Annotated in this window: 10 protein-coding genes and 1 riboswitch; of the genes, 4 read left to right on the top strand and 6 right to left on the bottom strand. The window is 68.4% G+C overall.

From position 1 onward, the window contains the following. Nucleotides 1-197 precede the first annotated feature (197 nt). Nucleotides 198-1991 carry an HNH endonuclease signature motif containing protein gene (locus RCJ92_RS13225; protein ID WP_446754794.1) on the top strand — a complete coding sequence of 598 codons (1794 nt, stop codon included), beginning with the start codon at nucleotides 198-200 and terminating at the stop codon, nucleotides 1989-1991. A 108-nt stretch (nucleotides 1992-2099) separates the two neighbouring features. On the opposite strand, the gene RCJ92_RS13220 is transcribed toward RCJ92_RS13225, so the two are convergent. The 3 genes from RCJ92_RS13220 to RCJ92_RS13210 all read right to left on the bottom strand — a co-directional run bounded on the left by RCJ92_RS13220 (nucleotide 2100) and on the right by RCJ92_RS13210 (nucleotide 4811). Beyond that, nucleotides 2100-2618: a gamma carbonic anhydrase family protein gene (locus RCJ92_RS13220; RefSeq protein ID WP_446754793.1), complete on the bottom strand. Its 519-nt coding sequence runs from the start codon at nucleotides 2616-2618 to the stop codon at nucleotides 2100-2102. Between the two features lie 122 nt (nucleotides 2619-2740). Continuing rightward, entirely contained in the window at nucleotides 2741-3586 is an 846-nt protein-coding gene (purU, locus tag RCJ92_RS13215; RefSeq protein ID WP_138173524.1) for a formyltetrahydrofolate deformylase, read from the bottom strand. 52 nt (nucleotides 3587-3638) lie between these two features. Further along, the gene (locus RCJ92_RS13210) at nucleotides 3639-4811 is read right to left on the bottom strand and encodes an NAD(P)-binding domain-containing protein (protein WP_446754792.1); all 1173 of its coding nucleotides are present in this window, start codon (nucleotides 4809-4811) and stop codon (nucleotides 3639-3641) included. Nucleotides 4812-4953: 142 nt separating this feature from the next. Then, nucleotides 4954-5041: riboswitch (ZMP/ZTP riboswitch) on the top strand. Between the two features lie 56 nt (nucleotides 5042-5097). On the opposite strand from RCJ92_RS13210, the gene RCJ92_RS13205 reads away from it, so the two are divergent. Continuing rightward, nucleotides 5098-5961, top strand: coding sequence for a bifunctional methylenetetrahydrofolate dehydrogenase/methenyltetrahydrofolate cyclohydrolase (locus tag RCJ92_RS13205; protein WP_138173526.1), 864 nt, complete (start codon nucleotides 5098-5100; stop codon nucleotides 5959-5961). Nucleotides 5962-6107: 146 nt separating this feature from the next. On the opposite strand, the gene RCJ92_RS13200 is transcribed toward RCJ92_RS13205, so the two are convergent. Further along, nucleotides 6108-7502: an MFS transporter gene (locus RCJ92_RS13200; RefSeq protein WP_138173528.1), complete on the bottom strand. Its 1395-nt coding sequence runs from the start codon at nucleotides 7500-7502 to the stop codon at nucleotides 6108-6110. Between the two features lie 128 nt (nucleotides 7503-7630). Here RCJ92_RS13200 and RCJ92_RS13195 point away from each other — a divergent pair, with 128 nt between their 5' ends. Together RCJ92_RS13195 and RCJ92_RS13190 are read left to right on the top strand one after the other, a co-directional pair. Continuing rightward, nucleotides 7631-8587 (top strand): LysR substrate-binding domain-containing protein, encoded by a 957-nt coding sequence (locus RCJ92_RS13195; RefSeq protein ID WP_343830813.1) that lies wholly within the window; start codon nucleotides 7631-7633, stop codon nucleotides 8585-8587. A gap of 99 nt (nucleotides 8588-8686) precedes the next feature. Next, on the top strand, nucleotides 8687-9043 hold the full coding sequence (locus RCJ92_RS13190; protein ID WP_054821735.1) for a VOC family protein: 357 nt from the start codon (nucleotides 8687-8689) through the stop codon (nucleotides 9041-9043). Between the two features lie 43 nt (nucleotides 9044-9086). Here RCJ92_RS13190 and RCJ92_RS13185 read toward each other — a convergent pair whose 3' ends face one another. Together RCJ92_RS13185 and RCJ92_RS13180 are read right to left on the bottom strand one after the other, a co-directional pair. Continuing rightward, a complete protein-coding gene (locus tag RCJ92_RS13185; RefSeq protein ID WP_138173530.1) occupies nucleotides 9087-9722 on the bottom strand; it encodes a response regulator in 636 nt (211 codons plus the stop codon). After that, nucleotides 9719-10470: sensor histidine kinase (locus tag RCJ92_RS13180; RefSeq protein ID WP_446754791.1), on the bottom strand; the 752-nt coding region annotated here is incomplete at its 5' end. The genes RCJ92_RS13185 and RCJ92_RS13180, both read right to left, overlap by 4 nt.

Below are 10470 nucleotides of genomic sequence, written 5' to 3'. Positions count from 1 at the left end.
GGCGCGGCGCGCGCCGCCGGTGCCGGCACCGCACGGCGCCCGGCCGGGAAGCTGGTGCCAACCCGGCGCTAGCTGTGCTGCCCAGACAGGCTGGTCAAGCGGCGGCGGTACCGCTGTCCCGGCGGCCGGTGGCCTTGTTATCCACAGCAGGCCGGGGCGCCGGTGTGCAGGCTGGCTGCCGGGGGCATGATGGGGCCATGAACACCTCCGGCACCGAAGCGGCGCTGGATCAGCTGGCCCAGGCGGTCAACCTGATCGACAGCGCGACGGCGGCCTTTGCAGCGGATGAACCAGCTGCCGGGCACGCCGCCTACTTCGCCTGGCTTGTGGAACAGGCCGGCGAACGCCTCACCCGCGCCCAGGTGCACGCCGCCCACGGGCTGCGGGCCAGCGGCGCCCACCTGCTGGAGCCCGATTCCTACCAGGCGATCCGGCAGGCCGGGTTGCGGCCCAGCGTCGAGGACCTGGCGCGCACCCGCGGCCGGAAAACCACCGGGCGCAGCTACTTCAAGAACACCGTGGACCTGTACAAGGGGTGGCTGAACCTCGGCGTCGGCGTCGCCCAGGACCGGATCAACATGGCCGACGCGCTGGTCGCCGGGATCACCGAGGCCGGGCAGCGCACCGCGCCACGCTTCGGGCGGCTGGGCGATGAACTGGCCAACCCGGACACCAACCCGGCCCTGGTGCTCACCGCCGCGCGGCAGCTGCGCAAGGCCGAACCGGACCTGGGTGCCGGACCGCAGGCCGGCGAAGCGTGCGAACGGCTGCAGGAAGACGCGATCACGCTGATCCGGCACGAACCGGGCACCGCACGCCGGCACCTGCCGCGGCTGATCGAACAATCCCTGGGGGAGAACCGTCCACTGGCGGCCCTGCTGGGCGAGGCCGGGCTGTTCCGCCGCGGCATGCGGCGCGGACTGATGCACTACCTGCTCAAGGTCATGCCCCAGGACGCGGAGCTGATCGAATCCCTGTGCGTGCAGATCGACAACCCCAAAACCATCGCCGGCAACCGGGACGAGCTCAAGGCCCTGGTCAACGAACAATACGCCCGGCCCACCCTGGAACCGGACGCCGCCGAGCAGCCTTTGGGCGCCCAGGCCCCCGCACCCGGCTCTGCCAGCCTCCCGCCGCAGTGGGGTGAGCAGGACACCATGCCCGACTGGGCCCGCCCTCACGACCCGTCCGCCAACACCAACGCCGCCGAGCAGGCACCGCCCACGGCAACACCGCCCACGGCAACACCGCCCACCCCGGATGCCCGCCCCGCGCAAACCCCCGGGGCGGGGGAAGGCGCCGGCGCCTTTGGCCAGCTGGGCGGAACGGACCGGTTCCCCGAGGAGCTGCTCAAGCCCTTCGAGGACCTGCGCCCCGAATTCCGCCACCTGATCGCGCTGCTTTCACTGCTGCGCGCCGATCACAGCGGCACCGGCAAGCAGGTGGGGGTGGTGCAGCCCGAAATCACGGTCATCATGGATTACGACAAGATGATCGCCGACGGCAAGGACTTCGCCGTCACGGAAAACGGCATCCCCATCTCCGCGGCCGCGATGCGGGCCATGCTCTGCAACGGGATCCTGCGCCCAGCGGTCTTTGGCACCAAGAGCGAGATCCTGGACATCGGCCGCACCAACCGGCTCTTCCCGAACTACATGCGCAAGGGCCTGCGGGCCAAATACCGCGGGTGTGCCTACCCCGGGTGCACCATGCCCGCCTCCAGATGCGAGGCCGACCACATCACACCCTGGGACGAAGGCGGGCAGACCAGCATCGATAACGGGTGCCTGTTCTGCCCGATGCACCACCATGCCCGGCACTGCGGCCTGTTTACGGTGATCCGCAACGAAGACGGCCCACCCATGGTGTTGTTGCCCAAGGACCTGGACCCCCATCAACGCCCGCGGATCAACACCTACTGGCTCAGCCCCTCCGAGGCGCTTACGGCCGCCCGGGCCGAGCAGGCCGCCGCCGACCGGCTGGCCGTCTGAAACACATAGGACTGCCCCCGACCGGTCACGGTCGAGGGCAGCACACCACCACTGCCGCCACGCGGCGTCCAATCCAGGCCGGTTTCCGCCGGCTCGGCGCTCGCGTCCCTAGGAATTGGCGGCCAGGTGCTTGGCGGCAAGCTCCAGGTAGGTGTCCGCGTTCTTTGACAATCCCGCGACCTCTTCCTCGGTCAGCTCACGGCGCACCTTGGCCGGAACCCCGGCCACCAGGCTGCGCGGGGGAACCTGGGTTCCCTCCAGCACCAGCGCCCCGGCCGCCACCAGGCACTGCTCGCCGATCACCGCGCCGTTCATGATCGTGGCGCTCATGCCCACCAGGCACCCATCGCCCACGCTGGCCCCATGCACCACCGCCGAATGCCCCACGGACACGGACTGGCCCACCGTGCACGGGAAACCGGCATCGGCGTGCAGCACCACGTTGTCCTGCAGGTTCGTTCCGGCGCCGACCCGGATCGGGGCCGAATCCCCGCGCACCGAAACGCCGTAGAAGGCGCTGGCGCGCTCGCCGAGTTCCACATCCCCGCTCAAGGTCGCGGTGGGGGCAACGAACACGTTCTGCGCCACCTTGGGGACGGCGCCGTCAATGGTAATAATGTGAGCCATGGCACCCACTGTAGTTCAGGGGACGAACCGGCAGCGATTCTGGCCCGCGCAGATGACACCACCGCGCCGCTCGCACAAGCGGCCCTGGAAAGCGGCTCGGAAAAGCGGCTCGCAGGAAGCCGCTAGGAGAAGACGATGGTGCGCTGTCCGTCGAGCATCACCCGATGCTCGGCATGCCACTGCACGGCGCGGGTCAGGGTGCGCCCCTCCACGCTGCGCCCCAGCTCCACCAGCTGGGCGGCGGTACGTGAATGGTTGACCGGGGTGACTTCCTGGTCGATGATCGGCCCTTCGTCCAGATCGGCGGTGACGTAGTGGGCGGTGGCGCCGATGAGCTTCACGCCGCGGGCGTGGGCCTGGTGGTAGGGCTTGGCGCCTTTGAAGGAGGGCAGGAAGGAATGGTGGATGTTGATCACCCGTCCGGCCATGCGCTCGCACAGCGAGTCGGAGAGGATCTGCATGTAGCGGGCCAGCACCACCAGTTCGATCCCGTGCTCCTGCACGAGCTTGAGCAGCTCGGCCTCGGCCTGGCCCTTGTTCTGGGCGGTCACCGGCAGGTGCACGAAGTCCACCCCGTAGAACTCGGCCATCGGCTGCAGGTCACGATGGTTGGAGACGATCACCGGGACCTCGATCGGCAAGGTGCCGGCGCGCTGGGCGAACAGCAGGTCGTTCAGCGCGTGCCCGGCCTTGGAGCACATGATCATGGTGCGGGTGCGGCGGGACGATTCGAACACCTTCAGGTCCATGCCGAACTCGTCGCGGATGGGCGCCAGCTGCGCCATGACCTGGTCCAGGGTGTGCCCGGTGGCCACCTCGATGCGCATGAAGAAGGTGTTGGAATCCGGGCTCTCATACTGCTGCGACTCGGTGATGTTGCAACCGGCACCCAACAGGCCCCCGGAGACGGCATGCACGATGCCCGGACGGTCGACGCAGGAGAGGGTGACGATGAAGTGGTTGCTCATGCATTCCAAAATACGTGGGCTGGCGCCCCGGCACCGAATTGGTGAGCAAAGATCACACCCGCAGCGATTGCGGTGACTTCTCCTCCGGGTGCGCAGTCGTGTCGCCGGTCGCCTCCGTGTCCGCCATGCCGGAGGCATGCTGCTTCAGGTGCTTGATCGCGGCGATGGCGGCCCGCCGTCCGGCGCGGGTGGCCCCAATGGTGGAGGCCGACGCCCCGTAGCCGACCAGGTACAGGCCGGGCTGGTCGGCGGCGCTGACCGCATCGGCGGACATCCGGATCCCGCCCTGGGCGGTGCGCAGCTTCAGCGGCGCCAGGTGCTTCAGCGCGTGACGGAAGCCAGTGGCCCACAGGATCGCTTCGATGCGTTCGCGGCTGCCGTCGCTGAACACCACCGCATCGGCCTCCAGACGGGAGATCGGACCCCGGGAAATCATCAGCCCGGAGGCGATCGCCGCGCGCATCTGCCCGGTCAGCGGCAGGCCGGTGTTGGCCACCACCGGCCGCGGCGGACGCCCGGCCCGGGTGTCCTCGGTGACCCGGCGTTCGACCTCCAGCCCCCAGTCCCTGGTGCTGGCGAAGTCCTTCCAGCGCGGTGGGGTGCGGGTGGACCACAGCGTGTCGATGCCGGCCGCGTCCAGCTGCACGATGAACTGGGTGGCGCTGGCCCCGCCGCCGACCACCAGGGTGCGCCGGTTCGCGAACTGCTGGACCCCGGTGAAGTTCCGGGTATGCACCTGCAGGCCGGTGAACGTGGACATGCCGCGGTAGCTGGGCCAGAACGGGTTGCTCCAGGTGCCGGTGGCGTTGATGACGGTGGCGGCCTGCAGCCCGGTGCCATCAGCCAGTTCCACTTCGAAACCCGCCGCGGAACCGGTTCCCTTGCGACTGACCGAAACCACCGGGCCCGAGCGGTAGACGGGCAGGCCCATGTGCTGTTCATACTCCCCGTAGTAGCGGCTGACCACGGCCGAGGCCGGCTCGGTGGGGTCCGGGGTGGCCAGTTCGAAGTCCGGCAGGGGGTGCAGGTGGTGGGCCTTGCCGAACGTCAGTGAGTCCCAGCGGTCCCGCCAGGCCCCGCCGGGTCCGTCGTTGGCGTCGAGCATGACGAAGTCCACCCAGGGCCGCATCCCCCTGCGCAGCAGGTGGTATCCGGCCGACAGGCCGGCCTGCCCGGCGCCGATGACCACCGTACGGTACCTGGTGCGCAACTTGCCGCGATCCACCGTTGAGCTCACTCCTTGACTCGTGCCATCCGGTTCGGGGCCACCCGCCAATTTATATTGACGTGTCAACCTCCTACCCGTTGCAACGCTCACATGACGTGCAACATTCCCGCCGCATTCGATAAACTCGGTGACGGACTGAACTTCAACTCGTAACTGGCGTTGGGTGGATCACCACCGGGGAGCGAAAACCGACATTCCACCGCAGACCGCGCGCCTGGGTTTGCGGAACCTGACCATCGACGATGCCCCGCCCGGCCGGGGCTCGCGAACGAAAGGACACCCCATGACCGCCCAGATTCTCGACGGCAAGGCGACCGCAAAACAGATTAAGCAGGAACTGACCCAGCGGGTCGCGGCCCTGCAGGAGCGCGGGATCACCCCGGGGCTGGGCACCATCCTGGTCGGCGATGACCCGGCATCGGCCTGGTACGTGCGCGGCAAGCACCGCGACTGCGCGGAGGTGGGACTGGAGTCCATTCGCGTGGACCTGCCCGAGCAGACCACCCAGGAGGAGCTGCTGGCCAAGGTGCGCGAGCTGAACGAGGACCCGGCCTGCACCGGCTACATCGTGCAGCTGCCGCTGCCCAAGCACATCGACCAGGACGTGATCCTGGAGGCGATGGACCCGGCCAAGGATGCCGATGGCCTGCACCCGATGAACCTGGGCCGACTGGTCGCCAACGTCAACAAGCCGCTGACCAGCCCCGCCCCCTGCACCCCGGCCGGCTGCGTGGAGCTGCTCTCGCGCCATGGGCTGGATTTGAAGGGCAAGCACGTGCTGGTGATCGGCCGCGGGGTGACCATCGGACGGCCGGTGGGCCTGCTGCTGACCCGCCGCGACGTGAACGCCACCGTCACCCTGGCCCACACCGGCACCACCAATCTGCCCGAGCTGCTGGCCCAGGCCGACGTGGTGATCGCCGCCGCGGGACAGGCGCACATGGTCAAGGCCGACGCGATCAAGCCCGGCGCGATCCTGCTGGATGTTGGCGTCTCGCGCGTTGATGGCAAGGTCACCGGGGATATTGATCCGGACGCCGCGCAGCACGCCTCCTGGATCTCCCCGAACCCCGGCGGCGTGGGGCCGATGACCCGGGCGATGCTGTTGGCCAATGTGGTGGAAACCGCCGAACGCCAGGCCTCCTAGCCACCCGGGCGCCTCCTTGCCGACGCGCGGCGCCGGCGGCGGGAGGAACGTAAGCGACAAAGGCTTGGGCCCTGCGGAAGAACCGCAGGGCCCAAGCCTTTGTCACAGCTCCGGTGCCGGCCGCTGGCCGGGGCGTCGAGCCGGAACTACTTCACCGGTTCATTCTCGATCGCGGACCCGCGGCCCACCACCAGTGCCCCGACTTCCTGTTCCGCCTGGTTCGTGTAGGACAGGTCGATGCCCTGGCGGTCACGGATCAGGCTGACCACCAGCAGGGAAACAATGCAGAAGGCCAGCAGGTACAGCGCCACGGCGTTCGTTCCGCCGGTGGCCTGCACCAGGGCGGTGGCAATGGTCGGCGCGAATGCGCCGCCGATGATCGCGCCGATCGCGTAGGAGATCGACACCCCGGAGAAGCGCACCGAGGCCGGGAACATCTCCGAGTACAGGGCCGCCTGCGGCCCATAGGTCAACCCCAGGCCGATGGAGAAAACCCCGAAGGCCAGGTACAGCATCACCAGCGAACCGGAGTTGACCATCGCGAAGACCGGGAAGAGGGAGAGCGCCAGCACGATGAAACCGATCTGGTAGGTGCGCACCCGCCCGATCCTGTCGGCCATGATCCCGGAAATCAGGGTCATCACCAGCCAGATCGCGGCACCAAAGGCCACGGCCAGCAGCACGTCGGTGCGCTCCAGGCCGATGGGGCCTTCGGGGTCGGTGGTGTAGTTCTGGAAGAATCCGCCGGTGGTCATGTACCCGGCGGCATTGTTGCCGGCGAAGACGAGGGCGGCAATCAGCACCAGCGGCCAGTGCTTGCGGAACAGCTCCACGACCGGGACCTTGGTCTGGGCCTTCTTCTCGGCGATCTCCTCGAACACCGGGGACTCATCGACCGCGCGGCGTACGAAGTACCCGATGATGATCAGCACGAAGCTGACCAGGAACGGCACGCGCCAGCCCCAGTTCAGGAATGCGTCGCCGGGGGAGATGACCCCGGTCATCAGCGCCATCATGCCCGAGGCGAGCAGCATGCCCAGCGGCACACCCACCTGTGGGTAGGCTCCGGCCCGGCCGCGGCGGTCCTTCGGTGCGTGCTCGACGGCCATCAGGACCGCGCCGCCCCATTCCCCGCCGGCGGAAACGCCCTGCAGGATGCGCAGCAAGAGCAGCAGCACCGGGGCCAGCAGCCCGGCGGTGTCGTAGGTTGGCAGCACGCCGATCAGGGTGGTGGCCGCACCCATCAGCGACAGGGTGAGCACCAGCATGGCCCGCCGGCCGATCTTGTCCCCGTAGTGCCCGGCCAGGAAGGCCCCCAGTGGGCGGAACAGGAAGGAGATGCCGACCGAGGCGAAGGAGATCAGCAGTCCGATCTTGCTGCCGGCCGGTTCGAAGAACAGCTGGGGGAAGACCAGCCCGGCGGCGGTGGCGTAGATGAAGAAGTCATACCATTCCACGGTGGTGCCGATGACCGTGGCGAAGGCGACGCGCCGTTGGTTGGACTTTTCAATGCGGGTGTTGGGCGAAGCGGCGATGCTCATGTTGCTCCTCGGTTGACGGTGTGTCGTGCGTGACCACCGCCTGAGTCTTGTGTCACCTCAGTGTTGCACCGCACACACGTAAGGTAAACTTCAAATATCTGCAATAGTTTTGAAGGAAGCCTTAAGACGTGTCTGGATTCTCGCTGCGACATCTGCAAATCATGGCGGAGCTGCCCGAACATGACACCCTGGGGTCCGCTGCCTCCGAGCTTCACATTTCCGAATCCGCGCTGTCCCAGGCGCTGAACACCATCGAACGCCTGGCGGGGGAGCAGCTGTGCCTGCGACGCAAGGCCCACGGGATCACGATGACCGCCTCGGGACGCTACTTCTCCTCCCTGGCCCGCAAGATCGTGGCCGAGGTCGAGGATTTGAACGCGACCTTCCCGCACCGTGAGGGCGTGCTGCGCGGACCGGTGCGCTTTGGCTGTTTTGCCTCGCTCTCCCCACATCTGATTCCGGCCATCATGGAGGGCTTCCCGCCATTGCACCCCCAGGTGCAGGTCTCCGTGCAGGTGGGCACGCATGACGATTTGATCCCGGCGCTGAATTCCGGGGAGCTGGACGTGGCCTTCGTCTACGATCTGATGCTGCCCCCGGATTTGCGCAAGCAGGTGGTCTACGAGACCGAGATGCAGGTGCTGCTGCACCCGCAGCACCCGTTGGCGGCCCTGGAGCGGCCCCTGGAACTGCGGGACCTGGTGGACGAACCGATGATCATGTACGAATCCACTCCCAGCACCGACTATGTCCTGCAGCTGTTCGCCGCGCAGGGTCTGGACCCGCACATCATTGCCTCACTGCCGCAGATGATCCTGGTCAGCGCCATGGTCGGTCGTGGGCTGGGGTACGGGATGCTGATGGAAAGGCCGAACAACGCCCAGCTGTCCCTGGAGGGCAGGGCCCTGGCCTTCCGCCGGCTCAGTCCACCGAACTACCCCAATTCGGTGGTCGCGATCAGTCCCCGACATACCACCCTGTCCCCGCGGGTTCAGGCGCTGGTGGATTACGCCACCGACCTGATGGGCCAGGCGATGGCCGAGCAGCGCGCCCTGGCCGAGCTGCCCGGAGGCCGATCGCGGTAGCCGGTCCGGTGGCCGGAGCCTGTTGTGCGAGCGCCTGCACGAGGCATAATGGCAAGCACCACAGGCACGGCACCAACATTTGGCGGGAGTGATGGACCGATGATCGGCACATGGCAGGCACTGGTAATTGATTGCGATGATCCCGATGAACTGGCCGGGTTCTATGAGCGGCTGCTGGGCATGGTCAGGATCGACAATGACCCGGACTGGGTGAGCATCGGCGATGCGCCGGATCGTCCCGCCATCGCGTTTCAGGCCGTCACCCCGTATGTTCCGCCGCAGTGGCCGGGACATGTGCACCCGCAGCAGGCGCACATCGACGTGCGGGTCAAGGACCTGGACCTGGCCGAAACCGAGGTGCTGGCGCTGGGTGCCACCGCCACCGGAGAGGGCTCCAAGACGTTCCGCGTCTACCTGGACCCGCAGCAGCATCCCTTCTGCCTGGTCAGCTGGTAGCAAGTCCGCGGTTCCCGTGCCTGGACCGGCCCGGGGCGGGCATCTACCCCCATTGGGCGAAGGCCACCCGCGCCGCCTGCAGCCGGGTCTGCACCCCCAGCTTGTCCATGACCCGCGAGGCATGGGTTTTCACCGTCGATTCGCCAATGCCCAGTTGCGCGGCGATCTGCGGGTTGCTCAGGCCCTGGCCGAGCCCCCGCAGCACCTGGATTTCACGCTCGGTCAGGCTTTCGGGCAGCGGCTCGCGCGGCGGAGCGGCCGGTGCCGGCTGCACGGCCCGTCTGATGACCCGGGCGGTGAGCTCCGGGCTGAGCACGGCCCGGCCGGCGGCGACCGCGAGCACCGCGTCGATGATCTGCTCCGGTTCGGCGCTCTTGAGCAGGAAGCCGTGGGCACCGGCCTGCAGCGCCCCAAACAGGTACTCATCGTCGTCGAAGGTGGTCAGCACCAGCACCTTCGCCGTGCCGTGCTCGCGCAGGGCAGCGGTGGCCGCGATCCCGTCCATGACCGGCATGCGCAGGTCCATCAGCACCACCTCCGGGCCCAGCGCCCGCGCCATCGCCAACGCCTGGCGGCCGTCGGCGGCTTCGCCGACCACCTCGATCCGCGAACTGGCCTCCAGCACCATCCGGATGCCCAGGCGCACCGCTGAATGATCGTCAACGATCAGGACCTTCATGAAACCTCCTGGTTGTCGGTGCCGCCGCCCGGGCCGGGCTGCAGCGGCAGGGTGACGTGCACCGTGAACTGTCCCTGGTCGATCTGCCAGTGGCTCTGACCGCCCAGCGCCTGGGCGCGCGCGGCGATGTTCCGCAGCCCGGATCCCGCGCCCGGTCCACTGCCGCCGTGCGGGACGAGCGGGGGAGTGAAGGCGGCGTCCGCGGCGGGGTCCGGCGTGTTGTCCGGGCCGGGCAGCGGATTGGCGGCGGTGATCCGCAGCTGGCCGCCGTGGGCGCGCACGACGAGGCGCAGCGCGGTGTGCGGGGCGTGGCGGGAGTGGTTGACCAGCAGTTCGCTGATGGTGCGGTAGGCGGCGGTCTGCGCGGCGGCACCCACCTGGGACGGGTCCACCTCACCGGTGTAGTCGATGGTGCGTCCGCCGGCCCGGTGCGCCTCGATCAGGGCGTTGGCGCTGTCCAGGGTGGCGCGCAGGGCCTGGGGTGCCCCGGCGTGCAGCATCCGCACCATCCGGGTCATTTCCTCCAGCCCGGCCAGCGCCTCCCGGCGGATTTCGCCGACCGGTCGGCGGATCGCCTGCCAGACGGGGTCCTGACTGGATGCCGGGACCCGGTTCAGCGCCGCCGCGGAGAGCAACGCCATGGAGGAGAATCGGGCGGAGAGCACATCATGCATTTCCCGGGCCAGGCTCGTGCGTTCGGCCTCCACCGCCGCCGCATGTTCGGTGCGCAGCAGTTGTTCGCGCTGCC

The sequence above is a fragment of the Glutamicibacter sp. BSL13 genome (assembly GCF_052928425.1).
Note: the sequence above shows the minus strand (reverse complement) of the source record. Positions and strands in the feature narration are given on the sequence as shown.

What these genes read in the sequence shown, in the direction of transcription:
- RCJ92_RS13190 (WP_054821735.1), top strand. Translation starts at nt 8,687, where the DNA reads ATGATCGGCACATGGCAGGCACTGGTAATTGATTGCGATGATCCCGAT.
- RCJ92_RS13220 (WP_446754793.1), bottom strand. Translation starts at nt 2,618, where the DNA reads ATGGCTCACATTATTACCATTGACGGCGCCGTCCCCAAGGTGGCGCAG.
- RCJ92_RS13200 (WP_138173528.1), bottom strand. Translation starts at nt 7,502, where the DNA reads ATGAGCATCGCCGCTTCGCCCAACACCCGCATTGAAAAGTCCAACCAA.
- purU (WP_138173524.1), bottom strand. Translation starts at nt 3,586, where the DNA reads ATGAGCAACCACTTCATCGTCACCCTCTCCTGCGTCGACCGTCCGGGC.
- RCJ92_RS13205 (WP_138173526.1), top strand. Translation starts at nt 5,098, where the DNA reads ATGACCGCCCAGATTCTCGACGGCAAGGCGACCGCAAAACAGATTAAG.
- RCJ92_RS13225 (WP_446754794.1), top strand. Translation starts at nt 198, where the DNA reads ATGAACACCTCCGGCACCGAAGCGGCGCTGGATCAGCTGGCCCAGGCG.
- RCJ92_RS13185 (WP_138173530.1), bottom strand. Translation starts at nt 9,722, where the DNA reads ATGAAGGTCCTGATCGTTGACGATCATTCAGCGGTGCGCCTGGGCATC.